At 48.4% G+C, this 26,602-nt stretch carries 23 protein-coding genes; 9 read left to right on the top strand and 14 right to left on the bottom strand.

What is annotated here, in order from left to right; all coding sequences use genetic code 11:
• Positions 1 to 79: 79 nt before the first annotated feature.
• The 3 genes from mdh to citZ all read right to left on the bottom strand — a co-directional run bounded on the left by mdh (position 80) and on the right by citZ (position 3,592).
• A complete protein-coding gene (gene mdh / locus AC3ITG_RS09790; protein WP_489253587.1) occupies positions 80 to 1,021 on the bottom strand; it encodes a malate dehydrogenase in 942 nt (313 codons plus the stop codon).
• Between the two features lie 15 nt (positions 1,022 to 1,036).
• A complete protein-coding gene (gene icd / locus AC3ITG_RS09785; protein ID WP_063568094.1) occupies positions 1,037 to 2,329 on the bottom strand; it encodes an NADP-dependent isocitrate dehydrogenase in 1,293 nt (430 codons plus the stop codon).
• Positions 2,330 to 2,479: 150 nt separating this feature from the next.
• Positions 2,480 to 3,592, bottom strand: coding sequence for a citrate synthase (gene citZ / locus AC3ITG_RS09780; protein WP_413377011.1), 1,113 nt, complete (start codon positions 3,590 to 3,592; stop codon positions 2,480 to 2,482).
• Positions 3,593 to 4,085: 493 nt separating this feature from the next.
• On the opposite strand from citZ, the gene ytvI reads away from it, so the two are divergent.
• Positions 4,086 to 5,189 carry a sporulation integral membrane protein YtvI gene (gene ytvI / locus AC3ITG_RS09775; protein WP_489254447.1) on the top strand — a complete coding sequence of 368 codons (1,104 nt, stop codon included), beginning with the start codon at positions 4,086 to 4,088 and terminating at the stop codon, positions 5,187 to 5,189.
• A 111-nt stretch (positions 5,190 to 5,300) separates the two neighbouring features.
• On the opposite strand, the gene AC3ITG_RS09770 is transcribed toward ytvI, so the two are convergent.
• The 8 genes from AC3ITG_RS09770 to AC3ITG_RS09735 form a co-directional block, all read right to left on the bottom strand.
• Entirely contained in the window at positions 5,301 to 5,702 is a 402-nt protein-coding gene (locus tag AC3ITG_RS09770) for an FxsA family protein (RefSeq protein WP_063568091.1), read from the bottom strand.
• A gap of 6 nt (positions 5,703 to 5,708) precedes the next feature.
• The gene (locus AC3ITG_RS09765) at positions 5,709 to 6,215 is read right to left on the bottom strand and encodes an acyl-CoA thioesterase (RefSeq protein ID WP_413377009.1); all 507 of its coding nucleotides are present in this window, start codon (positions 6,213 to 6,215) and stop codon (positions 5,709 to 5,711) included.
• Between the two features lie 130 nt (positions 6,216 to 6,345).
• Complete coding sequence (gene pyk / locus AC3ITG_RS09760; protein WP_063568089.1) at positions 6,346 to 7,773, bottom strand: pyruvate kinase; 1,428 nt, start codon at positions 7,771 to 7,773, stop codon at positions 6,346 to 6,348.
• A 105-nt stretch (positions 7,774 to 7,878) separates the two neighbouring features.
• A complete protein-coding gene (locus tag AC3ITG_RS09755; RefSeq protein WP_063568088.1) occupies positions 7,879 to 8,910 on the bottom strand; it encodes an acetyl-CoA carboxylase carboxyltransferase subunit alpha in 1,032 nt (343 codons plus the stop codon).
• Positions 8,911 to 9,804, bottom strand: a complete 894-nt coding sequence (accD, locus tag AC3ITG_RS09750) for an acetyl-CoA carboxylase, carboxyltransferase subunit beta (protein WP_063568087.1) — start codon at positions 9,802 to 9,804, stop codon at positions 8,911 to 8,913.
• Positions 9,805 to 10,210: 406 nt separating this feature from the next.
• Positions 10,211 to 10,399, bottom strand: a complete 189-nt coding sequence (locus AC3ITG_RS09745) for a hypothetical protein (protein ID WP_017689496.1) — start codon at positions 10,397 to 10,399, stop codon at positions 10,211 to 10,213.
• A gap of 285 nt (positions 10,400 to 10,684) precedes the next feature.
• Positions 10,685 to 11,176: a phosphatidylglycerophosphatase A family protein gene (locus tag AC3ITG_RS09740; protein WP_024629130.1), complete on the bottom strand. Its 492-nt coding sequence runs from the start codon at positions 11,174 to 11,176 to the stop codon at positions 10,685 to 10,687.
• Positions 11,177 to 11,730: 554 nt separating this feature from the next.
• A complete protein-coding gene (locus tag AC3ITG_RS09735; RefSeq protein ID WP_489253586.1) occupies positions 11,731 to 15,828 on the bottom strand; it encodes a DNA polymerase III subunit alpha in 4,098 nt (1,365 codons plus the stop codon).
• A gap of 307 nt (positions 15,829 to 16,135) precedes the next feature.
• Between AC3ITG_RS09735 and AC3ITG_RS09730 the strand changes: the two genes are divergently transcribed.
• From AC3ITG_RS09730 to AC3ITG_RS09720, 3 genes are all read left to right on the top strand, one after another.
• Positions 16,136 to 16,465 (top strand): YtrH family sporulation protein, encoded by a 330-nt coding sequence (locus AC3ITG_RS09730; protein ID WP_024629128.1) that lies wholly within the window; start codon positions 16,136 to 16,138, stop codon positions 16,463 to 16,465.
• Positions 16,466 to 16,486: 21 nt separating this feature from the next.
• On the top strand, positions 16,487 to 16,975 hold the full coding sequence (locus AC3ITG_RS09725; RefSeq protein ID WP_076289791.1) for a sporulation membrane protein YtrI: 489 nt from the start codon (positions 16,487 to 16,489) through the stop codon (positions 16,973 to 16,975).
• A 97-nt stretch (positions 16,976 to 17,072) separates the two neighbouring features.
• Positions 17,073 to 17,414: a YtpI family protein gene (locus tag AC3ITG_RS09720; RefSeq protein WP_489253585.1), complete on the top strand. Its 342-nt coding sequence runs from the start codon at positions 17,073 to 17,075 to the stop codon at positions 17,412 to 17,414.
• Between the two features lie 158 nt (positions 17,415 to 17,572).
• Here the strand turns inward: AC3ITG_RS09720 and AC3ITG_RS09715 are convergent, their stop codons facing one another.
• The 3 genes from AC3ITG_RS09715 to AC3ITG_RS09705 all read right to left on the bottom strand — a co-directional run bounded on the left by AC3ITG_RS09715 (position 17,573) and on the right by AC3ITG_RS09705 (position 19,883).
• Positions 17,573 to 18,907 (bottom strand): DRTGG domain-containing protein, encoded by a 1,335-nt coding sequence (locus AC3ITG_RS09715; RefSeq protein ID WP_489253584.1) that lies wholly within the window; start codon positions 18,905 to 18,907, stop codon positions 17,573 to 17,575.
• Between the two features lie 239 nt (positions 18,908 to 19,146).
• Complete coding sequence (locus AC3ITG_RS09710; protein WP_076289792.1) at positions 19,147 to 19,434, bottom strand: hypothetical protein; 288 nt, start codon at positions 19,432 to 19,434, stop codon at positions 19,147 to 19,149.
• Positions 19,435 to 19,535: 101 nt separating this feature from the next.
• Positions 19,536 to 19,883: a YlbF/YmcA family competence regulator gene (locus AC3ITG_RS09705; protein ID WP_062319951.1), complete on the bottom strand. Its 348-nt coding sequence runs from the start codon at positions 19,881 to 19,883 to the stop codon at positions 19,536 to 19,538.
• A gap of 281 nt (positions 19,884 to 20,164) precedes the next feature.
• Here AC3ITG_RS09705 and AC3ITG_RS09700 point away from each other — a divergent pair, with 281 nt between their 5' ends.
• From AC3ITG_RS09700 to AC3ITG_RS09680, 5 genes are read left to right on the top strand one after another with little or no spacing between them, the layout of a single operon-like run.
• Positions 20,165 to 21,532, top strand: a complete 1,368-nt coding sequence (locus AC3ITG_RS09700) for a YheC/YheD family endospore coat-associated protein (protein WP_413377002.1) — start codon at positions 20,165 to 20,167, stop codon at positions 21,530 to 21,532.
• 30 nt (positions 21,533 to 21,562) lie between these two features.
• Complete coding sequence (locus AC3ITG_RS09695) at positions 21,563 to 22,753, top strand: YheC/YheD family endospore coat-associated protein (protein WP_489253583.1); 1,191 nt, start codon at positions 21,563 to 21,565, stop codon at positions 22,751 to 22,753.
• 60 nt (positions 22,754 to 22,813) lie between these two features.
• Positions 22,814 to 24,187 carry a YheC/YheD family endospore coat-associated protein gene (locus AC3ITG_RS09690; protein WP_489253582.1) on the top strand — a complete coding sequence of 458 codons (1,374 nt, stop codon included), beginning with the start codon at positions 22,814 to 22,816 and terminating at the stop codon, positions 24,185 to 24,187.
• Complete coding sequence (locus AC3ITG_RS09685; protein ID WP_489253581.1) at positions 24,187 to 25,293, top strand: YheC/YheD family endospore coat-associated protein; 1,107 nt, start codon at positions 24,187 to 24,189, stop codon at positions 25,291 to 25,293. The genes AC3ITG_RS09690 and AC3ITG_RS09685 overlap by 1 nt, the downstream gene beginning before the upstream one ends.
• 35 nt (positions 25,294 to 25,328) lie before the next feature.
• Entirely contained in the window at positions 25,329 to 26,525 is a 1,197-nt protein-coding gene (locus tag AC3ITG_RS09680; RefSeq protein ID WP_489253580.1) for a YheC/YheD family endospore coat-associated protein, read from the top strand.
• Positions 26,526 to 26,602: the final 77 nt, after the last annotated feature.

Below are 26,602 nucleotides of genomic sequence, written 5' to 3'. Positions count from 1 at the left end.
GGGGAACTTATCCAAAGAAAAGAAAACCTCCGGATGATCCGGAGGTTTTCTGTGTGTTCCTGTCAAAAAGTTTTCAAACTTACAGGTTTACTACTGAAATGACGTTACGAACCGAATCCGCAGATTTGTCGAGGCCCGCTTTTTCTTCAGCAGTCAGTTCCAGTTCAAATATTTTTTCAATTCCGTTACCACCCAGAATGGTTGGCACACCAAGGAACAAGTCGTTGTAGCCATATTCCCCTTCAAGGTAAGCAATAACCGGAATGATTCGTTTTTTATCTTTCAAAATGGCTTCGGTCATTTGCACCAATGAAGCTGCGGGTGCATAATATGCGCTGCCGTTTCCGAGCAGGTTAACGATCTCACCGCCGCCAACACGTGTGCGTTGTACGATAGATTCAATGCGCTCTGCCGGGATGAGGGTATCGATTGGAATACCGCCAACGCTGGAATAACGAACGAGTGGTACCATATCGTCTCCGTGGCCGCCAAGAACGAATCCACGGACGTCTTCAACCGATACATTCAGCTCTTGCGCAATGAATGTGCAATAACGTGCAGTATCCAGAACACCGGACTGGCCGATTACGCGGTTTTTAGGAAAACCAAGCGTCTGATAAGCTGCATATGTCATTGCATCTACCGGGTTGCTTAGAATAATGACGATGGAATCAGGGCAATATTTTTTCACATTTTCACAAACAGACTTCACGATTCCCGCGTTCGTGTTGACCAGATCATCACGGCTCATACCCGGTTTACGGGCAATACCTGCCGTAATAATAACAATCTCCGAACCTGCAGTATCCTCGTAGTTGGAAGTACCGACGATATTGCTGTCGAAGCCCTGAACAGGACTAGTTTCCCACATGTCGAGCGCTTTACCTTTAGTCGGGTTTTCCAATTGTGGAATATCAACCAGAATAACATCCCCGAGTTCTTTTTGGGCAAGCATCAAAGCCGTTGTAGCTCCGGTAAATCCGGCGCCGACTACTGTGATTTTTTTGCGCTGAATAGTCATGATTCACATCTCCCCTTACAGGTTTTTAATGATTTGATCAGCAAATTCAGAACATTTCACTTCAGTAGCGCCGTCCATCAGACGTGCAAAGTCATAAGTAACTGTTTTGTTGTTGATGGATGTTTCCATACCTTTGTAGATCAAGTTAGCCGCTTCTTGCCATCCCAGGTGCTCAAGCAACATAACGCCGGACAGAATAACGGAACCAGGGTTCACGACATCTTTGTCTGCATATTTAGGTGCAGTACCGTGAGTAGCTTCGAAGATAGCATGTCCTGTTACATAGTTGATGTTCGCTCCTGGAGCGATACCAATTCCGCCAACTTGTGCAGCCAGTGCATCGGACAGATAGTCACCGTTCAGGTTCAACGTTGCAATTACATCAAACTCACCTGGACGAGTCAGTACTTGTTGCAGAGCGATATCGGCAATAGCATCTTTCACGATGATTTTGCCAGCATCTTCAGCTGCTTTTTGAGCTGCATTAGCTGCATCCGTACCGTCTTTTTCTTTAATGATATCGTATTGTGCCCAAGTGAACACTTTGTCAGCGAACTCATCTTCAGCAACTTCATAACCCCAGTTTTTGAAGGCACCTTCTGTAAATTTCATGATATTGCCTTTGTGTACCAATGTAACGCTCTTACGGTTGTGATCGATGGCATATTGTACTGCTGCACGTACCAAACGTTTGGAACCTTCGGAGGAAACTGGCTTGATACCAATACCGGAAGTTTCAGGGAAGCGGATTTTGTTTGCACCCATCTCCTGTTGCAGGAATTGGATTACTTTTTTCACTTCTTCTGAACCTTCTGCGTATTCAATACCCGCATAGATATCTTCCGTATTCTCACGGAAAATGACCATGTCTACCAACTCAGGACGTTTAACTGGAGAAGGTACACCATCGAAATAACGAACAGGACGCAAGCAAGTGTACAGATCCAGTTCTTGACGAAGCGCTACGTTCAGGGAACGAATTCCGCCGCCGATTGGTGTAGTCAATGGTCCTTTGATCGCTACGATATACTCGCGAATAGCTTCAAGCGTATCGTTTGGCAGCCACTCCCCGTATGTATCGAATGCTTTTTGTCCAGCAAACACTTCATACCATGCGATTTTTTTGTTGCCGTCATATGCTTTTTCAACAGCTGCATCCAATACACGTTTGGAAGCTTTCCAGATGTCACGGCCTGTACCGTCACCTTCGATAAATGGAATGATCGGGTTATTAGGTACTTGCAGTGTACCGTTATCAATTTGAATTTTTTCGCCTTCAGTTGGGTGAGCAAATTTTTCTAATTTCATTAGTATAATTCCTCCTTGGGTTTCGTAGATACAGTATGATAACACACCGCTTGTCTTATTGGAGGAAGGGTTATGAACGTGCTGCTAATTTCAGCCAACATGTTACACCCCTTCACCCCGTCCTTTTTTATTATACTGGTTTTGATGCCATTAGCGAAGTTCGATTGAAACGTACTTCTGATCTGTTGGGCCTGTGTACTCGGCACGCGGACGAATAATACGGTTATCCGCAAGCTGTTCCAGAATATGAGCAGTCCAACCTGATACCCGGCTAATCGCAAAGATCGGTGTAAACAGGACCTCTTCAATACCCAATTGGGTATATACGGAAGCAGAATAGAAATCTACATTTGGTTTCAGGCCTTTTTGTCCTGTTACCAGTTCTTCGATCTTCACTGACATTTCGTACAGGCGTGTATCGCTATTCATTTCTCCCAGTTCCTTGGACATCTTTTGCAGATGTTTTGCACGTGGGTCTCCATTTTTGTAGACACGGTGTCCAAAGCCCATGATCTTCTCACGGTTGTTCAATTTTTCTTGAATAGCTGCTTCCAGACGATCTGGTGTACCAATCTCATTCAGCATTTTCATTACAGCTTCGTTCGCGCCGCCATGCAATGGTCCCTTCAGTGCGCCAATGGCAGAAGTTACTCCCGAATAAATGTCGGACAGCGTAGCTACCGTTACACGTGCTGCAAATGTAGAAGCGTTCAACTCGTGATCCGCATGCAGGACAAGCGCTTGATCAAGGGCTTTAACAGCGGTCTCGGCTGGTTGTTCTCCAGTCATCATATATAAAAAGTTTTCTGCGATGGAAGCGCCTTCTTTTGGAGCCACAGGTTCTTTGCCCTGACGGATACGGGCTATGGCTGCCACAATGGTTGGCAACTGCGCTTGCAGCTTAACCGCTTTGTTCTCATTCGCTTCCGCTGTCATCTCGTCAGCCTGCTCATCGTACAGAGCCAGTGCGGATACCGCGGAACGCAGTGCTGCCATGGTACTCATGTTTTTCGGATACAATTGGATTTGTGCAATCAACTCGCTCGGAATCGGCGCGTAATCGCTCAGGCTTTTGCGAAGGGATTTCAGTTCATCCGTAGTTGGCAATTTACCAAACCACAGTAAATAGGCAACTTCTTCAAAGCTTGCATGTTCTGCCAGATCGTCAATATCGTAACCACGGTATGTAAGCACACCGTCTACAATGGAGCTGATCGAAGAGGTTGTTGCAACGATGCCTTCCAGACCTTTGGTAGCTGTCATATTACATCTCTCCTTTAATAAACGAAATCAAGAACCCATCCAGAGTGTCATCTACGTGCTCAAACGCACTCGTCCTTCTTTTGTAACCATTTACATTTTAAAATTAATAAATACCTCAATATCCGGTTTTCATATCTGTCAATCGGTATTTCCTTATCTCATCATACTGGATTTTGTCGTTTATGTGAACATGGTGCGAGGTCATCCGCACATCAAACTTCTTTATCGGACCGATAAAGCATTTTTGAAAACCTTTACAAAAACAAGGTTGACATTTTATTCTTTTTATATAAATCCATGCTATAAATCAAGTTTTTATTGCTATATTTTGTGAACATGAGGCATACTCTAGGCAAAAGAAAAGATCTAATTCGACGACATCCTGGCGTTTCAAATCAGTGTATTTGCTCTATATTAACTAGATAGCTTCCTACGCTTCCTTCATGGTAGCTTGAAATGGAATAAGGAGAGTTGATGCTTGGATAGAATCCTAATGAAACGCCTGTTGCGCGGCTTATGGGTAATTATCGCGACCATACTCATTGCCGTTGCCATATACCTGCTGTTCCCGCTGTTATATCCTTTTGCCATCGCCTGGATTATCGCTTATGCGATGAACCCTCTGGTGAAGTTGCTTCAATACAAGGCCCGATTTCCTCGCTGGCTGGCTGTAACCTTATCACTAATCATTTATTTCGGGGCCATTGTCGTCGTATTGTCTGCTGCGGTAACCCGTATGGTCAAGGAAGTCATTTCACTAACGACGAGCTTCGACCTTCATGTCGATGAGATTAAGGCTACGTTCATCCGCTGGACCCAGAATGACACGATTCAGAGTTTAATTGGACAGATCAATGAATTTTACAAGGAAAACCCCAACTATCAGGAGACCATTAACAGCAATATTAGCAAAACAACCGAAACGGTAGGTACAGCTGTAACGGACCTGGTCACCGGATTTTTCAACATGATCCTGAACCTGCTCACTTCTCTACCCAATATGGGAGCCGTATTAATCGTGGTTCTGCTGTCAACTTTCTTTATTAGCAAAAGTTGGACCAGACACAGCATTACCGTATCGGGCTGGGTGCCCTCATCCATTCGCAAACCGATTACCGACATATGGAATGATCTGAAAAAAGCCCTGTTCGGTTATGCACGAGCCCAGTTGATCATGATCTCTATCACCGCATTATTTGTCATGATTGGATTGCTTGTGCTCCAGGTTAAGTCTGCCTTCACGATCGCTCTGCTCATCGGTCTGGTGGATCTGCTTCCTTATCTCGGCGTTGGCCTCGTGATGGTTCCCTGGGCAGCATACCTGCTTATGAATGGAGACTTGTACCTGGGGATCGGCATCAGTATTGTATATCTCATTGTGCTGATTGCCCGCCAAATCATTGAACCCAAAGTGCTTGCCAGCAGTGTCGGATTGGACCCTCTCGCCACATTGGTTGGCATGTTTGTCGGATTGAAACTGTTCGGTGTACTCGGTTTGATCATCGGCCCTGTCAGCCTCGTTATCCTTGATGCATTTAATCGAGCGAACGTGTTCCGTGATCTCCGAACGTACATTATTAACGGACGTGTCCGATGAAATCATGATCTCTGTTTTCTGTCATCCGTATATATTCAAGATTAAAAAAGGCACCGCTCATCAGACTGAATCTGGTGGTGGGTGCCTTTCTTTAACTGATGCTGGTATATCCTATTTTTTCGGACCACGATAAAACTTAATACTTCCGTTTCTCATTTTTTTCTCCAGCCAGCCCAGGAAGAATAGACGGTACACTGAACGTGTTACTGGGAACAACAGTGTAAAACCGATCAGATCTGTGATAAATCCCGGAATCAGCAGCAGGAAACCACCGACAAAAATAAAAAGTCCATCTACCATTTTCCTTCCGGGCACCTTACCGCGCTCCATCTCGGATTTGGCATCAATAAGTACTTTTCGTCCTTCAAACTGCAACATTGCTATACCGATCAAGGACGTGAGAATCATGAGAAGCAATGTCTTTCCGGCTCCAATCCAATCACTCATAAGAATGAAACCAAACAGTTCAATCACCGGAATGATTAATAGCAGGGCCCACATCCATCTTCGCATTACGTATTACCCCTTTCCTGAAAGCCACACTTTCTCAAGCGCGCTGTAGAGCTCAGAAGCTGCCTTATCCAGCCTGACTGGCTTCCAGTCCCCATTGACCCATACATGTTGGGTAGAGCCTGTAACCAATCGTTCACCAGGAAGGGACTCCTCAGATGACCATACTCGTTGCCCGATGCCTATCTGCTCATTAAGGTCTGGAGTCATGCGCCTTATGTCATACTCATAGTTCAGTCGCAGACCACTAAATGCAGCAATACGGGTGAAAATGATGATGTCATCATCATACCGGGCAGGTTTATGATATTTTACATCCAGTCCGGTTACCGGAAGCAGTAACCCCTGTTCCTCCATTTTACGATATGTATACCCCATTTGGCGAATCATCTCGGTTCGACCGATTTCAAACCAATTCAAATAGTTGGCGTGATAGACCACACCCATCTGATCACTTTCTTGATAACGCACGCGAAGGCGTGCCGTGTACCAACTGCCATTGCTTTGTTGTTGCATGTTACCGGCCTCCTTCGATATACCAATTATTACGTATCTAGCGACGGTAAAGTCTCATAAAGATGGAAAAAAAGCAACGGGACGCAAACGCCCCATTGCTTCATTCCTGTTGCTTCTCGTCCAAACACAATTATGCGTTGTTTGGAATTTGGCTTACTTTGATCAGGTTAGTGGAACCGGAACGACCCAAAGGTACACCCGCTGTAATAACAACAAGGTCTCCTTCTTTTACAAGTCCGGATTTCACGCCGCCTTCAATTGCATTTTCAAACAAAGCGTCAGTGGAATCAACAAGTCTTCCTTTGACTGGTGTTACACCCCAAGCCAGTGCAAGACGACGGGAAGTTCTGTCTTCCGTTGTCACCGCGATGATTGGAGATTCTGGACGATATTTAGAAATCATGCGTGCTGTATGACCGGATTCAGTCGAAGTAATGATCGCTTTAGCGTTCAGATCTTGAGCTGACAGGGCAACAGATTGGCTGATTGCTTCAGTAACTGTTGTTTGTTGAGCAACACGTTGTTTCAGATACAGCTCTTGGTAAGGCAGAGCGGATTCTGCTTTTTCGGCAATACGGGACATTGTCAGAACGGATTCAACTGGGTATTTACCAGCAGCTGTTTCACCAGACAACATGATTGCATCTGTACCGTCGAAGATCGCATTAGCCACGTCACTTGCTTCTGCACGTGTTGGACGCGGGTTGCGTTGCATGGAATCCAGCATTTGTGTAGCTGTGATAACCGGTTTGCCTGCAACGTTACATTTTTCGATCATGCGTTTTTGTACCAATGGTACTTCTTCCGCAGGAATCTCTACACCCAGGTCTCCACGAGCAACCATCAGGCCATCGGACACTTCAAGGATTTCATCCAGGTTGTCCACACCTTGTTGGTTCTCAATTTTGGAGATGATTTGAATATGTCCAGCATTGTGTTTTTCAAGCAATTCACGAATCTCAAGGACGTCGCTTGCTTTACGAACAAAAGAAGCCGCGATGAAATCGACACCTTGCTCGATACCAAATACGATATCGTTAGCATCTTTTTCAGTAATACCCGGCAGAGAAATGGCAACGCCCGGAACGTTAACACCTTTTTTGCTTTTGATCGTACCGCCGTTAACGATACGGCATTTGATCTCGGTGCCTTGTACTTCCACCACAGTCAGTCCGATCAGACCGTCGTCGATCAGAATTGTAGATCCCGGTTCAACATCACTCGGAAGATCTGCATACGTAATGGAGAGACGTTCTTTGGTGCCCAGAATTTCTTCTGTTGTCAAAGTGATGTACTCGTCTTGAACCAGTTCGATTGGCTCCACTTCGAGTTTACCTGTCCGAATTTCCGGTCCTTTGGTGTCCAGCAAGATCGCTACTGTCTTGTTCAGCTCTTCGCATGCTTGGCGAATTGCTGTGATCCGTCCGCCGTGCTCATCGAAATCACCGTGGGAGAAGTTCAAACGGGCCACGTTCATACCGGCCATAATCAATTTTTTGGTATTCTCCAATGATTCACTGGATGGACCAATCGTACATACAATCTTTGTTTTACGCATTTTGGGTTTCCTCCGATTTTAAAGGTCTATCTTTTTATCTCTTTTTCTTTTTCCAACTATTAAATTTACTATACTTTTGCTCATTTGTATAGGAAATTCGTCACATCATTCAGCATTTCCCGACAAATTACCTGCTGTATCGACCTCAACAGGCACTTGGGGGGCTTCAATCTGCACTTCAGGTTCAAACGTGACAGATCCAATCTTACGGAATTTCTCATACCGATCCTGCTTCAATTGGTCACCAGTCCAGCCTTTCATCTCATCCAGATGACGAACCAAAGCCTCGCTAATTGCAGCCGCAGATTCTTCATAATCCCGATGAGCACCACCGCGTGGCTCAGGGATTATTTCTTCAATGACCTCCATCTCCAGAAGGTCTTTGGCCGTTATTTTCATCGCTTCGGCCGCCTGATCTGCCTTGGATGCATCTTTCCAAAGAATGGATGCAGCACCGTTCGGAGAGATCGCAGAGTAAATCGCATGCTCCAGCATCAACACACGATTACCCACAGCCATAGCTAGGGCCCCGCCGCTTCCGCCTTCGCCGATGACCACTATAATAACAGGTACCGAGAGCTTCGCCATTTCCAGCAGGTTACGGGCAATAGCTTCCGATTGACCTCTCTCTTCAGCAGTATTACCCGGATACGCCCCTTTAGTATCAACGAATGTAATAATTGGACGACCAAATTTGTTCGCTTGCTTCATGAGACGCAAGCCTTTTCGGAATCCTTCTGGATGTGCGCTCCCAAAAAAACGGGCGATATTATCCTTCGTATCTTTCCCCCGCTGTTGGCCGATGACCGTTACTGTTTTTCCGTTCAGCTTCGCCAGTCCGCCAACAACCGCCAGATCGTCTCCGAACATGCGATCACCGTGCAACTCAATGAAATCGGTAAATATCAATTGTATCAAATCCAGTGCCGTCGGACGCTGCTGATGCCGCGCCAGATGCATTTTCTGGGCAGCCGTTATGCCGGTATAAATCTCTTCTTCGAGTCTATGATAACGTTCTTCCAGGCGGGCAATTTCGTCAGTGAAGTCGATGCCTTTTTCCTGTCCAAACTGTACGAGCTCTTCGATCTTTTTGCGCATCTCAACCAGAGGCGCTTCATATGGCAACTCACCCGCCATTTAGACCCCTCCTTTTTCACTATGCATGTCTAGAAGCTTGCCAAGGGTGGCTCGAAGTTCTTTACGATGGACCACCATGTCCAGCTGACCGTGCTGCAAATTAAATTCTGCCGTCTGGAAATCATCAGGCAGTTTCTGACGGATCGTTTGCTCAATAACGATTCTACCGGCGAAGCCAAATACAGCTCCCGGCTCAGCAATAATGATATCACCAAGGCTCGCAAAACTGGCCGATACTCCGCCTGTCGTCGGATCGGTGATGACCGAAATATACAACCCGCCCTGTTCATCCAAACGGGACAAAGCCGCACTTGTTTTCGCCATTTGCATAAGGCTTAGAATACTCTCTTGCATCCGGGCACCCCCAGATGTTGAGAAAATGATCAAAGGCAGGCGTTTCTCTGTTGCATGCTCAATCGCACGGGTAATTTTCTCCCCTACAACCGAACCCATACTACCTGTGAAGAAGTCGAAGCTCATGACAGCAACAACCACAGGCAAACCTTCTAAGGTTCCCTCACCCGTAATGACAGCTTCCTTTAGTCCTGACTTCAGGCGCTGTTGTTCCAGTTTGTTACTATATCCAGGGAACTCAAGCGGATCAACTGATACCATATCAGCGTCATACTCCACAAACCCTTGCTCATCTAAAACCATGGCGATACGTTCCATTGCGTTCAAACGCATATGGTAGCCGCAAGCCGGACATACTTTCAAGTTCTTTTCCAATTCCTTGCTATATTGAATCGTGCCGCATTTGCTGCACTTGTTCATAAGCCCTTCAGGTATTTCCCGTTTTGGACGTTCTCCAGCTTCCTGACCTTCGCCACGAAGCGCACGCTCGGAAGGTATGGTGGCGTACTTCCGTTTTTTCTGGAATATATCTTTGAACACAACTACACCTCTCCAGCCGTTGATTTGATGGCCGCAACCTGCAGTCCGTTGCATGTAGCAACTTCATCCGCGCGCTGCGGTAAACCGCTTACGACCCATACGCTGCCATGGGCCTTGTCCAGCATTCACAACAAAAAAATCCGCCGGTATAAGGCAAGGATCAGCGGCTTCTGTCAGCACGATTGATGTTACCTGCAATAACCGAAAGATTGTTGCGCTGATGTTTGAATCTGTCTTGGTAGGGTCTCTGGGAGCAATCTGGTCAGTCCTTGTCCTAACAAAAAAAGAAGGAAGGACAGCAGCATACAATACATGCAAGTCGATTCCTCTTTCCGCTTACGCGGTCAGTCCCTTATGTACCATTGGTACTTCTTCATCTGCCAAGGCACGTCTGATATCGAATGAATCAGGAATGCAGAATCGAATTCAGCACTTCCTGAACCTCTTCCAATTCCCCTGAAGGGACGCGAATCTCAAATTGCTGCTTGGATAAACTGATGGGACGGGTCTGTACCAGAAAACCTTCTTCCGAAAGCTTGGTCTTAATCTTGTCCGCAACCTTTGCTGTCGGTGCAATGTAAATCACCGTCCACATGCCATGTCCGCCCCCTAAGCTAATGTTCAGAGCCCGTATATTGGACTAATGATAACATACCTCACTTTTTTTCTGCAAGGAAGGGTTCGGGACCTTTGGGGAGAAAACGAGAACTAGAGGGACATTTGTCCCGTGAGGATAACCGATATGGTTGATGCAATGTTCCTAAGACTTTCTTTATCAAAAAGGAATTTCAGGCCGCTCAGGGCAGCAACAGCCACCCCGGATGACCTTCCATTGAACAAACAAAAGATACCAAATGAATGAAAACACAAATGAAGAAAATCAGATATCCGATGGATATTTCTTGGCTTTAATATTTTTGTGAGCAATTCGGGCAGAAGCAGCGGCGGCGAGCCCGGCAACCAGGTCGTCCAGAAAAACATGTATAGCTGGTCCTGCTTCATTCAGATCATGAATGACGCCAATCTTTTCTTTATCCAGATAACCAAAACTGGTTAAACCGATCATACCATACACATGGGTAATGCCAAGAGCAAGAGTCTCGTCCACTCCATACAGGGATTCATCCGCCTCCATAATCGCCTGCAATGGTTGCGGCAAAAGGCGTTTCTCAGCAAGCTCGTCAAGGGCTATACCTGTGTACAGTGTATATTGCACCTCACGTTTCTGCAGTACTGATTTTACACTGGTGACACAGTCGTCCATAGTCAGTTCCGGGTGGTACCCTTTTTGCAGACGATATACAATTTCCGCGATTGCATCAATCTGTACACCCCGCCGGGCCAGCATGGCTTCTACGATTTCATATGACATATCTCGACCTCCCGCATCGCTCCCCCGAGGACCCCCAGGTCCTTCGGTGTTCTCAAGTGTATGCGGCAAGCTCGCAAAATGTTCATAAAAAATGCGGAATGCACATTCGCTTTGGCAGTCTGCTTATCCTATAAATTATGTAAAAAGATTCACATATTACATTCTTGTGTTCAATATCACCTTCGCCTGTATACTTGATGTAATTGGTAAAATAAATACAAAAAAACCTGCTCGGCAGTTGGCCGAACAGGTTTTTTATTAGGAATAAGGGGTATTTGAGGGTCATGAGCATGGCCGGAGACACCTTTTTAGCATTATTCGGTTCGGCCCTAACGATTCAATCGCACGTTATTAGCTCCAATTTCCACAGATCTGCGGTTTAACGAATCTCAGAGATGTTATTTCGTCATTCTATAGGCCGTGCCGCAGTTTTGTACCGGAATAAAGTCACTGAAGTTCGTTAAACTTTGCATTACACGATCATCCGCCTTTTAAGGCGCAGTAGTATCGTTAGCGCTTTGAGGCGAGAAAACAATCACTTGCGAGACAGCCTATTATTTTATTTTGACCGTGCCCTCACCCAGCATCTTCTCCATCTCGGAGAACAAAGAGGGCGAAGGTTTAATCCGGTAGGCATCACTCAATGCGAGCAGCTTCTGCTGCTGTTCATAGAAGAGCACCGTCGCCACCGGACCCGAATGCTGCTGAAGCAACTGTTTCAGTCGGGCCAGAAGCTCGGGCTTCTCCGCCTGCGGGGTGATCTTCACGAACACCCGCTGCTCCACCACTCGCGGCCCACGACTCTGCTCCGTGCCGCCAGCGGCCTCAGGGGCCCGACGAGCCACGGAAGCGGCCCCATTGGCATTGGCCGCCCCAGATCCACCCCCAGCGCTGTGCGACGCTGCCGGACCCTGGCCTCCGCTGCTGCGTGCAGCTCCAGCATCCACGCCTGCGCTGCTGCGCTGAGCTCCGGCTCCCGCGCCGCCCGCCTGCCGTGGCGGAGCCGCCGGGCGCGAAACACTGCCGCTACCGGGCTTGCCGCGCCGTTCGCGGCTGCGCAGCTGCTGTTCCAGTGCCGCCGGTGACAACGGCGCCACTTCCTCAGCCAGCAGCTTGACCCCTTCGTCCTGCTGCTGCACCTTGGCACGCACGACGAGCAGTTCACCTTTCCCGACATGCTGCTGGCTGCGCCGCCATAATTCGGGAAAGAGAACCACTTCACAGCGTTCGATCTGGTCTTCCAGCTCCATGAACGCCATAGCCTTGCCCTGTTTCGTCGTAATCGACTTCACAGACACGACCATCCCGGCTGCGACGGCCATCGTATCGTCAGCCGCTTCCGTCAGCTCCATAATGCGATCTGCGCCGCTGGATTCAAGCACATCTTCATAGTCATCTAATGGATGACCAGATAGATACAAACCTAACAGCTCACGTTCCAGCTCCAACTGCTGACTCCCGGAATAAGGCGGAATTTCGGGATATTCAATCTCCCAGTTCGGCGTCTCGACAAAATCAAACAATTGAATTTGCAGATCCTCGCGTTCCTTGCGCCATTTCAGAGCGGCTTCCACAGTCTCATCCAGCATAGCAAGTAATTGGGCACGGTGCCCAGGCAATGTGTCAAAAGCTCCCGCCTGAATAAGCGATTCAATCACACGTTTGTTGCATACCCGCAAATCGACGCGACGACAAAAATCGAGCAAACTGTCGAACGGTCTTTCCTGCCGTACAATCATGATACTTTCCATCGCCTGGGTACCTACATTTTTCACCGCAGCCAGACCAAATCGTATCGCCCCGGTTGCAGTATCTGCATCAGAGTTCTGATTCGACAATCCATCTTGCTCCTGTACAGCAGACATTTCATGCTGTTCAGAATGCGAGGACTCCTCTTCCCCAGTCCCATGCAGACGTTCTGCTGTAGAAACAGTCACTACGCCTGAATTAATCCGATCCTCGGACTTCTCTGGCATAGCCGTTGCTGCCTGCCACTCATAGGCACTACCGTCTTCGTCTGGTGCGGGACCCGGGTCATCTGGTAGAGGTGCTTCACCGTACTCCGCTTGTCCCGAATAATGATCATCATCATGTACGGCATGTTCCATCGTAGAACTTGCTGTACCGTCCTCCCCATGCTCTCCCCCTAAACGTTGGGTTCCCGCCGCTTGTCCAGGCCTAGTGCTGGTGGATGATGCAAGTACAGGTGTAAACAGAATGCCGCTCTCATTCACATCTGGTGGAAGTACTTCAATGTCCATGCGTCGGCATTCCACAACGTACTCCGCCACTTTGCGGTGACTGCCCATAACAGCTGTTAACATGGATGACATAAAATGAATGGGATAATGTGCTTTCAGATAAGCCGTTTGGAAAGCCAGCACGCCATACGCAGCGGCATGGGCACGCGGGAAACCGTAGTTGGCAAACTTGACGATCATGTCATAGACCAAGTCAGCCTCCGCTTCGCTGTATCCTTGCTTAAGACTGCCCTGAACAAAATGTCCACGTTCGAGATCCAGTACTTCCCGTTTCTTCTTGGAAACCGCTCTGCGGAGCAAATCCGCTTCACCGAGAGAGAAGCCCGCCATCCGGGAAGCAATCTGCATAATTTGTTCCTGATATACAATGATGCCATACGTATCCTTGAGGATGGACTCCAGATCTGTATGCGGGTAATCCACTTCAATCTGTCCATGTTTGCCCTGAATGTATTTGGATATGAACTCCATCGGGCCTGGACGATACAAGGCCAGTACGGAAATAATATCTTCAAATACACTTGGCTTTAGCTCCTTCAGGACACGACGCACCCCTGCGGATTCGAGCTGGAATATTCCCATGGTGTCGCCTCGACCAAGCATCTCATACGTGAGTGCATCGTCGTCCGGAATATGACGGAAATCAGGAATTTCGCCATTTTCACCAATCCAGCGCAGACAGCGTTCAATAATCGAAAGGGTACGCAGACCGAGGAAGTCCATTTTGAGCAGTCCAATGGACTCCAGGTTTTCCATGGAATATTGCGTTAAGGCCGTTCCCTCACTGCCCTCCTGAAGCGGAACGGCATCCGTCAGCGGATCACGGGAGATGACAACCCCCGCCGCATGCGTGGAAGCATGACGAGGCATGCCTTCCACTTTCATGGCCATATCGAGCAATTCACGTGTTTTCGACTTGGTCTCATACAGTGCCTTCAGTTCAGGTGTGGCTTCCATTGCCCGCTGAATGTTAATGCCAAGCTGTGCAGGAATCAGCTTCGCTGCCTTGTCCACCTCGCCGTAAGGCACATTCAGTGCACGCCCGACATCCCGAACGGCTGCACGGGCAGCCATTGTACCAAAGGTAATGATTTGGGCGACATGGGCTTTGCCGTATTTTTTCGCAACATACTCAATGACTTCGTCCCGCCGTTCATCGCTGAAGTCGATATCAATATCCGGCATGGATATCCGTTCCGGATTCAAAAACCGCTCGAAGAGCAGGTTATACTTCATGGGATCAACGTCTGTAATACGCAAGGTATAGGCAACCAGACTACCTGCCGAGGAACCACGGCCCGGTCCGGTGACAATTCCCTGCCTGTGAGAATAGGCGATAAAATCCCATACGATCAGGAAATAATCCGAGAATCCCATACTGTCTATAACCCGGAGCTCATAATCCAGCCGCTGTTCAAGTTCGGCTCTGAGCTCCGTGTCCGTCCAACGCGATGATTCAATATAGCGGTCTTCCATTCCCTCTTCGCACAACTGACGCAGATAGGCAGAAGGACTTTCCCCTTCAGGAAGCGGCCTATACTCCGGCAAAATCGATTTGCCGAATTCCAGCTGCAATTCACACGACTCCGCGATGCGAACCGTATTCTCCAAAGCCTCGGGCACATGGGGGAACAAACGCGCCATTTCTTGTTCACTCTTGAGATAAAGCTGATTGGTTCCGATGCGCAGCCGGTTCTCGTCATCTACCGTTTTCCCTGTTCCGATGCAGATCAACACATCCTGAAGCTCGGCGTCCTCTTCGGACAAATAGTGCGCATCATTGGTCGCCACCAATGGAATATCAAGCTCTGCTGCCAGACGGATCAGCTGGGGGTTCACTCTTTTTTGCTCAGATAGCCCATGATCCTGCAGTTCCAGATAGAAATCGGCACCAAAAATATTTTTGTAACGGAGCGCCGCACGCTTTGCCTCTTCCTCTCGTCCATGCAGCAAATGCTGGGGAACCTCTCCCCCCAGACAAGCACTTAGACAGATGATACCCTCGTGATGGGCGGCCAGACTCTCCATATCAATACGTGGTTTGTAATGGAAGCCTTCCAAATGACCGATGGAGCATAGTTTCATCAGATTACGATAACCCGTCATATTTTTGGCCAGTAAAATCAGATGATGGATCGGCTGATCCTTGCGGCTTCCCCGCTCTTTACGAGACCCGGCAGTCATATAAGCCTCACATCCAATGATCGGCTTAATTCCCCGCTCGACGCATGCTTTATAGAAAGGGATAGCACCATACATTACACCGTGGTCGGTCAATGCCAGCGTAGTCATTCCGAGATCCGCGGCTTTATTCACGAGATCCGGTATACGCGCAGCGCCGTCCAGCAAACTATATTCACTGTGAACGTGCAAATGCACAAAAGAACTCATGTTTTTTTCTTCCTTTCGCCATGGACAGTCGCAGCAACGATCTTGCATCAGGTTGCTGCACTATCTTCTTCTATCCGTATTTTTCATCCTTCGGTTCAGACCGAAAGTTGATTTCTGTATTCATGCAAAATGCTGCTATAAATGAAATGAATGAAATATAAGGATTCATCCTAATGAAGAGTGCTTTATTATTCTATTTTATCATAACGTTCGGGGGCACGCCCATACAATAGAAGTACAAGCCGCTCCCCCTGTTACGGACCGAAGACAGGAGGTGTGCTGCTGGGTCTGAAAGGGGTGTTGCCGGATGAGCACATTTTTGTCCAAAGCCATTCTTGATTTCTTCATTGCGTTTGGGATCGTGCTGGGCGGCGCGATGATTGGAGGTATAGGAGCGGTGGTCTCTCTCCAGCCTCCGACACAGACGATGCTTGATGTCGCTGGGAAAATTAAAATTTGGGCGCTCGCAGCGGCCGTTGGCGGTACAATCGATCCGATGCGGGTGATCGAAAGCAACGTGCTGGACGGCAATCTGTCTCCGGCAGTCAAACAAATTTTGTACCTGATATCCGCCTTCATGGGCGCCCACATGGGTACTGAACTGGTGAAATGGGTTTGCGGTGGAGGACGGGGTTAGCATGACTCCAAGACAACGCCCATGAGAATCCCGCCTTTTGCACGTTACCGTCCGCTTATGCGCATGACTGCTGTCTTTGTTCTGGGAATGATCGCCGGTTGTGTCGTGTACAACGGTGTATTTCACCTGAGTTACAACGAGTTGTGGCTCAACAATCAGGAGTTGCAGCTTCAGCTGCATCAGAATGAGGAGGATATTAAAACGCTGAAAAAATACAGTAAACGCCAAACCGTCATCAAGGAAATCAAGGTCCGTGCAGAAGATTCTGACAAAGGTCCGGACGAGGCCTCCCTGAAAGTAATGTTGCAGAAACTGGGCGATGAACTTGAGGTTCTCCGGGGCCGCGACGTCTTCAACATCGATGAGTACAGCAAAATGACGCGGATCATGCTGAACCAAAAAGTGTATACGGTCAGAGAAAAGGAATACACCGTCCAGGTAAAAACAATGCTGGTGATGGAAGGTGTCCTGCAAGTTTGGGTACAGATTCGGATGCACGTTCCGGCTTAGAAATGGATGACAGCCCCGGAAAAAAACTGCCCTTGCCCTCTGCCTGCATGGTACAATAAGGGCAGTAAATGCTTTCCAGAAAAGGAGCTGCGTCTTTGTGTTCATCGATGTACTCAAATATGCCCTAATCGCCATCTTTGCCCTCGCCATGGTCTGTTCAGCTCTGAACAGCATTCGTTCACGCAGGACCACTGATCCCATCGCCACAGGTCTTTATCGCTCATGGACCAACGTTTGGATGGGCAGCATGCTGATTATTCTTGCCCTTATCCTGATGTTTGTCTTTACCGGTTCTACACTATCCGTCGTTGTGGAAGCGCTATTTCTGATTATGGGAGCGTACAATTTGTTCGCCGGATTACGTAACCGCAGTTACTATGCTCGTCTTCAGCAACATGCAGACGGTGGAGCTGGCAAGACATCCGGACAATCTGCCTGATGCATTTAGCGGGATGTCATTGCGTTGTGCCAAAAAGAGAGTACCCTCATCTATCGAACAAGCCTGAACCACGTTTTTATCGGGGTGCAGTGCACTGTTTCGAATAGAGAATACTCTCTTTTTTTCTGAACTCATGATATTTTCGAATCCAGACTTTTCTAGGCATGGTCAATGGATTGCAGGGTCATCACCGCTTTGCATACCACATTCCCATCACGGGTAATGACAATATCCATTTTGCAAGTCCGACGACTTGTCTCCAGAATTATTGGACGAACCAGAATCTGATCTTCAATCTGTACCGGACGAACAAAATACGTTGTTACATTATCCACCATATGGTCGTTTCCAGTAACATCCCAGGCTGCACGCCGTCCCGCCTGTGTCATCACATTCAGCAGAACACCTTCCGAGATGGTGCCGAGGTCTGTTGCCATCTGCGGGATGATGAATCCGTGGAAAAACAATTCGTTCTGCTCTCCGCGCTCTTCCGCAAACCCGTTCCAGATCAGATGATCAAACGTCTCTCCAAGCTGTGGCTGCTTCTGTGCATCACGCATCGCCTGCAGCACTTCCTTACGTGTGACGGATGCAATCAGTTTACGGTTCCGATCCACAATCGGCAGAAAGTCAATGCCTTCCCACGTCATGATCTGTGCAGCCGAAGCCAGTGAGGTTTGCAGCGAAGCCGTGATCGGGCGGCGTACAACACACTTCTCAATACTCTGATCCTCTTTTAACTCGCTCACATCTTTGAGGCTCACAATACCGATAACCCGGTTCCATTCATCTACTACCGGGAAGCGATGTTCTCCTGTTTCAGAAACCAGCAAGTGAAAATCCGCAGCTGAACTGGTCACCTTAAGCACCTGAAGGCGGGGTTTCTGACCGATAATGTCCTCAACCAGCATAATTTTTTTCTTAATCAGTCGATCGAAGATCGCACGGTTAATCATTGAAGCCACCGTAAACGTATCATGTCTGGAGGAAATGATGGGCAGACCCAACTCATCAGCCATGACTCTCACTTCACGGCTTGTACCGAAGCCACCTGTAATTAATACACCTGCGCCCTGCTCGAGGGCAAGGGAATGTGCATTGTCCCGGTTACCGACAATCAACAGGCTTCCCGCGTCAATGTAACGGGCCATGGCCTGCTCTTTCATCGCACCGATCACGTACTTATGAAGCGGTTTGGCCAGACCGTCACTTCCACCCAGCACATGACCTTCAACGATGGTTACTACATCGGCAAAAGTCAGCTGCTCGGTCATGCCGCGAGGTCTTTTCTCAATCCGCACCGTCCCGATTCGTTCCTTGGTCACGACCAGGCCGAAGTTCTCTGCCTCTTTTACCGCACGGTATGCTGTTCCTTCGCTTACGCCCAGTTCCCGCGCCAGTCCGCGCACCGATATTTTACTGCCTACCTTCAGTTGTTCAATATGTTGAAGCAATTGTTCGTGCTTCGTCACATTTTCTTCCTGTCCGTCCATCTGTACCACCCCCGAAGATGCATCTGTACTATTCTGTATCTATTATAACACGACCTTATGAAAATAACCCCATTCTACGCAGCATTCTCCTAAAGAACCGCGCTACATTGATCACAATAACAGGAACATCGAATAACGGTATAAAAAAAGACCGGCCCCTTTCATACCAAAGGGAATCCGGCCTTACTTAGACAGATAGAACCATCATCTCTATCACCATGTCGTATGTGATCCAAATCTTATACAGATTTGCTCTGTTCCTGCTTGTCCACCAGTTTCATCTCCCACTGCCGCAGCTTTGCCCGCCGAACAGCTTCCAGGGCACGCTTCTTCTCTTCATCCACACCAAGAATAAAATGCAGATGTGCACCAATGATTAATAACGAGAACAGCACCCATACGATGCCAAAAATATTAACCCAGTCCATTCCACCAGCAAAGGAAATCCGTGGCAACGCAATGACCAGCATCGATAACGCGATAAGCAGATAGATCACATGTTTTGCTTTCTTCAACCTTTTCACCATTCACAGCTCCTTCGTTCTTGATCGACTCTATATGTCTAGTCTATGAACGATAAAGAGCTAATATGAGAGGTTCAGGCAAAAAAACGAGACAAGGTTTTGGTTTAAGCTTCAGCGCCACCGTACAGATGACCCAGGCTGTCTGCAATAATTTTGTTCACGTCTTCGATAATGACACTCAGGCGACGTTCAGCGTCAAACAGACGACGGATATTCAGGTTCAGGCTCAGTACTTCAAACAGTTTCTCCATTTTCTCCATCTCGTCCGGTGCAGGCATATCCCCACTCATCATACGTTGTTGCAATTCCATCTGTTGATCACGGAAATTATCCAGCATAGCCTTTGCTTCCGGGTCCGTTTCGATCAGCTTCATCGCAGAAGTAATTTCTTCCACCTCGCTGCTTTCTCTCAGTGCTTTGGCCAAATCATTGGCTTTGTCATAAATGTTCACTATAATTCCTCCTCGAATTGGGTTGTTCTTCTGTTATCCATTCGTATTCATTCACATTCTCATCGCAACGTTCACCCGTGTTAATACACGTATTTAACTTCCGTCAAACAAAGGTTGTGGAATCATGCCATCCATTACCTGCCCGAGCATCAAATGCATTTAATCCAAATGGGTCAATCACCAAGGGTTATATGTCCTCATATGATGAAGCACATGCCATGTTTAGATGCCGTTCAACTTCGAGATCAGACATCAAGTTGCCGCCCGGAAGGAGATCCGCGATGTCCACTAAAAAAGTAACGATTCAGGTTACCGGCTCGGGCATCCTGCAGGACGACGTCATCATGCTGGGTGAAGGGCTGCTCAAGGCGCTTAAAATCCCTTCGGGAAGGCCGCTTCAGCTGCAATTCGGCTCTTTCAGCCGTGAAGTCACTGTCATCCCTGTTCCCAGGTATGTCGGTCTGCGCATCAATCAGACGGTAGCCAGCAAGACCGGCCTTGTTCCCCGTTCGGTCCTGAGCATATCTTATCGTTCAGCCAGCCGTACTTTGCGTCTTGGACCTTACATCAGTGTATTGGTCAGCCAGGATTACCCCGATCAGCCCGATCGGCCCTTTGGCTCCATCACGATGTTCTGTCAAGAACTGGTGAACGCCTGCCGGAAGAAGGGCGCCTATGTATCCTTTTTCACACCGGAGGATATTGGAGCGGTAACGGGTTATATGAAAGGCTGGGTGTATGATGACGGCTGGAAAAAGACCGTTCTGCCTATAGCAGACGTCGTCAATAACCGGCTGACGTCCCGTAAGCTTGAGAACAAACCTAGCGTACAGCATTTTATGAAAGAAGTAAAATCGCTCTACGGTACACAAACCTTCAACGAAAAGTTTCTGGACAAAAATGAAGTATTCGATGCCTTGAAGTCCATTTCAACACTGAAAAGGGTACTACCCGAATCCCATTTGCTCAAAGCTTCCGCCACACTCAAAACCATGTGCAATCGATATCCGGTTGTCTTTCTGAAGCCGGTTCGCGGGTCGCTTGGCAAAGGTATCATCCGGGTCTCCCGTCAAAGCGACGGCAGCTTCCTCACCCTCGCTACAAGCGTTGGGGGTACCCGAAAACAAACGTATGCTTCTCTGGATAAACTGTATTCCAGTCTGTCCGGGAAAATGAAAACAACGCGTTACCAGATCCAACAGGGTCTTTCCCTTATTGATAACAGCGGCAGGCCCGTAGATTTCCGTGCGCTTGTGCAAAAAAACCGTACGGGCAAATGGAGTGTCACTTCCATCGTCGCACGTATTGCAGGCGGCAGTCACTATGTATCCAACCTGGCACGAGGTGGAAGCCTCAGCACCGTCAAGGAAGCTGTAGCCAAAACCCAATTGTCCGGATCAGCCAAAGCTTCTGCGTATGCAGGATTGCATACGGCGGCGCTGGATATCGCCAAAGGCATTGAAGGTGCCATCCCCGCCCATTTTGGTGAACTCGGCATCGACCTTGCCTTGGACACCAGCGGAAGGGTCTGGCTACTTGAAGTGAACTCCAAACCATCCAAGAACGATAATACGCCACTTAGCGAGAGCAAAATCCGGCCTTCGGTCAAAGCGATGCTGGAATACTCTACCTATCTGGCCGGATTCTGAAGAGTCATCCATTAGAGGAGGTGTAGCGGAATGTTCCTGCAACATCAGACAAACACAGTAGCCATCCTGGTTCGGGCAACAGAAGGCTCGCCTCCTTTCGTGGATGAACTCTTCTGTCGTCGTCTCAGTTTGGAAAGCCACCGTTACGACCTAAATATCATTGTGCTGGCCGTAGCGAATAAACCCAGCGCATCCCTACTCACACAGGGCTATGCATTCGACAAAGGAAAATGGAACATCGTGCCTCTTCCTGCTGTGGACCTGATCATGGACCGCTGTCTGCTACCGCTTCCCAGAAGATTCAAACAGCAGCTTCAGCAGCTTGTTTCCTCAGGCAACGGACACCATGGCCGATACTGGTCTGCTTCCTTGCCTGGTAAATGGAAGGTATACCGCGCCTTGTCTACTGATACAAGACTGCGTGCTCTTCTTGCGCCTACGACGCTCCTTCAGTCGGATACCTTATGGGAGCAATCGCTGGAGCGCTGGCCGAAAGGTATTTTCTTCAAACCTGTATCGGGCACCCATGGTAAAAATACGTTTCGCCTTTATCGCGAAGATCACCACGCCTCCTGGATCATGGAGGGAAGAAATAATCGCAATGAATTGATTCACCGTACATTTGACCGTCGCCAGGATGTCTCTGCCTGGCTGGATTCACACAAGGCCGGTAAAAAGATGATCTTACAGCCGTATCTGGAACTAAGTCATCATGGACGACCGTTTGACATCAGGGCCTTGGTGCAAAAAAATGGGCACGGACGCTGGTCTCTAACCGGATGCATGGTACGGGAAGGACCCACAGGTTCACTCACTTCCAATTTGCATGGAGGGGGAAAGGCTCACCCTGCAATTCCTTATCTGCTGGAACGCTACGGGAGCATTCATACCAACGATCTGCTGGAGGAGATCAGGCATGCTGCAGCCCTCATCCCCACCCTGGTGGAGAGCCACTTCGGCAGGCTGGCTGAATTGGGGCTTGATTTCGGAGCAGATGTCCAGGGACGACTCTGGCTGCTTGAAGTGAATTCAAGACCGGGCCGCTCCTCATTTGCAGAAGCAGGTGACCGACGTATGCATGCTCTTACCTACACCCGGCCGCTGGCCTATGCCCGTTATTTGCTGCAACAACATGTTCTAACGGACGTAACGCGTCCACTGAAAATGCCGAATACATCCAGCAAAGCTGGCCTGAAACCCATCCCAATTCACGGCGGCTGAGGCCCGCATCGCCCTGCTTGCCATGGAGCAAAGGATCTTTTCAGGATAGGAGGATAAATCATGAGTTTGACCTTTTGCAATCTGCATTTCACAAAGCAGCCGGATAAAGTGGTTTATGTATCCAACGCGTTAATGAAAAGCCTAAATCTATCCGGCAAAAAAACGATACATCTGCGGTTTGGACGTGACCGGGTACCTGCCACGATCAAACCAATCAAAAAAGCAGGTAAACATCTCTATCTCGCCTCAGGCATACGCAATCTGATGAACGTTCCAAAAAGAGGCAGCATCTACCTTCGCAACCTGCAGAATGATGAAGTTCAACTGGGTCCATTGATTGGCGTATTGTCTGACGGACCAGCTACAGGTACCAGCCCTTTTGGCTCCCGTACGGGTTTCATTAAACAGCTGCTCCGCGAAGGCAGTCGCAAATCCTATATTTATGCATTCACCCCACGAGATATTAACTGGCAGAATGAAACAGTATCCGGTTTTTTTCTTAACGACAATGGAAGCTTCAGTCGGAAAACAGTACCTCTGCCCGATGTCGTGTACAACCGATTACCCAGCCGCCGTTCTGACTTCTCACCAGCGATCAACCAGCTGCGAGAGCGATTCATCCGGCGCAAGATCCCATTCTTCAACTGGAGTTTCTTCAACAAATCGGACATCTACAAGTTGTTGGAGAATGAACCTGCAGCAGGACGACATATTCCTGAATCCATCACTAATCCGACGGTGGAACAGATGAGGGAAATGTTGGAACGGCATCAGTTTGTCTACTATAAACCAACCGCTGGAAGTCTGGGCAACGGGATATACCGATTGACCTATTCACCCAAACGTGGATATTTCGCCCGTTATCGTAAAAAAGGTGGCAACGCACTGCTACGTTTCGGCTCGTTCAATAGCCTGATGCGCATGCTTCAAGGCAGACACGGCAAACAGCTCCGCGGGTATGTCGTTCAACAGGGTATCCGGCTCATTGAGATCGACGAATGTCCGATTGATTTCCGCTTTCACATGCATAAAAATGGAAACAATCATTGGGTGGTCGTCGGCATTGGCGCCAAGAAGGCTGGCCGAGGCAGCGTAACCACACATATCAAAAATGGCGGTTCCCTGATGACCCCTGAGCAGGCGCTCAGCCGCAACTTTGGCGACCGAGCGGGAGAAGTGCTTCAGCATGCCAAATCCGTCGCTATTACACTGGCCCAGGCGATTGAAACCCAGCACCAGCATCTGATTGGTGAGATTGGCTTTGATCTGGGCATTGATCAGGAGGAACATGTATGGATGTTCGAAGCCAACGCCAAACCCGGGCGCTCCATTTTCCGTCATCCTTCACTCCGCGTGGAGGGAAAATCGTCGGTGGAGCACATTTTGGAACATTGCCTGTATTTGAGCAAATTCCGGAAGCAGGACGGCAATTGATGAGTCCTCATGATGATTTCAAACCAGTCATTGCTGTACTCACCATGCATGATGATCAGCGAATGTTCAGGGGAAATCACCAAAATTTTCAGGACATTGTGCAGACAGGCGAGAATATGGGATACGTGGTATACATTGTGACTGTACGAGATCTGAACGTGAACGGTCCAACCGTGAAAGGATATACGTACAACAAGGGGAGTGGAAAATGGACGTCACAGTCCTTCCCTCTCCCCCATGTATTATACAATCGCATCCCTAACCGGGAAGACGAGCGCAAGCCTTCAGTGCAGCGCAAGATCGATGAATGTATGCAGTCTGGAATAGAGCTCTATAACCCGTTTTTCTTCAATAAATGGAATCTGTTCGAATGGCTTAGAAAATCGAAGTCTACCCAGAACCTGGTTCCCTATACTCGCCGAATGCGTAATGGATCCGCTTTGGGTACGGTGCTGCGGTCATATCCCTACTTGTATCTGAAACCCGAAAGTGGTAAGGCTGGAAAGGGTATCATGATGCTCAAGTTCCAGGAAAAAGAACGTCTTCCTTACCGACTTAAAATACAAAGCACCCGTAAAAGCACCACGTACAAAGCAGCAACCCTTTCCAAGTTATGGGCAAGAATTCGCAAGGAGACCGGACACACGCCTTATATCATGCAACAGGGGATTGAGCTGGCATCTTCCCGAAAGCGTCCCTTCGATCTAAGGGTACTTGTGCAGAAAAACGGCAAAGGACACTGGAGCGTAACGGGAATTGGAGCCCGTCTCGCCGGCTCCCGGAGCATTACCACCCACGTTCCGCGCGGAGGTAGTGTGGAGGACCCCGAGAAGTTGCTCACTGATCTGTTCGGGGAAGAGACATCAATTACACTGATGAAGCGTGTGAAATCTACCTCATTGTTGATTGCGAGACAAGTCGAACGAGGCTCAGGGCATACGCTTGGAGAAATGTCCATGGATCTGGGTGTTGACGATCTCGGTGAGATCTGGTTCTTCGAAGCGAATGCGAAGCCGATGAAGTTCGATGAACCGCAGATTCGGCGCCAGTCACTGGAACGAATTTTTGAATACAGCGCCTACCTTGCCCGTCAGTCCAAACGATGATGAACAGGAATAACAGCAAAAGAAGGTGATTGTTTGTGTCCTCACCTGTTCTGGGCATTATGACGTTGTACTTAAATGAACATCGCGCTCTGGAAGAACGGAGTATATACCGCAGAATGATCCTTGAGGGGCGCAAGCGGGGACTCGATATCTATGTGTTCACACCTGCCGATGTACATTCAGGAGGCAAGCAGATTGAGGCTTTGGTCTTTCATTCGGAAAAAGGGTGGTCCCGGGAATGGCGTTCATTCCCGGATATGATCTTCGACCGCTGCCGTATACAGCGCAATCGCAGATTCCAGCAATTGCTTGCCTTTCGGGAAAAATATGGGCATCTTCTCTTTCTGAACCGTCCACTACGCAATAAATGGACGATTCATCAGACGCTCTCGGGGAAATCAGCCTTTCGTGCGCATCTGCCAGATACCGTTCTGTTTCAGGATATGTCCGATGTGAATCGAATGCTGAAAGCCTCCTCACTCATCTATCTGAAACCCATTAATGGAACGGGAGGACGAGGTATTCTCCGTATCGAACGCAGCGGTAGCGAGGCTAACACGGTTCTAGTGCAAGGACGGGACCAAAAGCGCCGGATCATTACCCCGCGCAAAGTCCATCTGTCACGCCTTGGTTCACTACTCACGCATTGGAATATGAAAGATAAATACCTTGTTCAGCAAGGTATTCAACTTCAGCTTCCGAATGGCCGTGTTCATGATTATCGAATGCTGGTCCAGAAGAATGGTGAAGGGGAGTGGGAATTGACCGGATGTGCAGGACGTATGGGCGCAGAGAAAAGTGTTACTTCCAATCTGCATGGCGGCGGTCAGGCTATTGCGATGCACAAATTGTTGAAACAGTGGATTACCGATGAGGAGGAACGGGCTGAAATCAATGCCACTGCAGAGAAATTCGGGATTGACGTTGCCACATTTCTGGAAAACACCTATGGTGCCTTGTGTGAATTAGCTCTGGATCTGGCGATAGACAAGAGCGGACGTATCTATTTGCTGGAAGTGAATCCAAAACCTGCGCGTGAGGTGTTCGCCCGTATCGGTGAGCAGGATACCTACACCAAAGCTATTACCCAACCACTGGAGTACGCCTTGTGGGTGTACCGCAACCATCCACATACGAATCGTCCCCCTCGCGGAGTAAAGGTAACCAAACCTGTCAAACGCGTAAAAGGTAAGTCTGCCACCCTCAAAAGGACCAGAAGATCCCGGTTATGACCGTCAGACTTAAATTGGTAGTGAACCAAATTCTCCTTGAACCAAAAAAACTGACCACCCAACATCCGAATGGATTT

The sequence above is a fragment of the Paenibacillus sp. GL_099_B genome, from assembly GCF_057835695.1.
The sequence above is the reverse complement of the archived record's forward strand: the minus strand, read 5'-3'. Positions and strand labels throughout refer to the sequence as shown.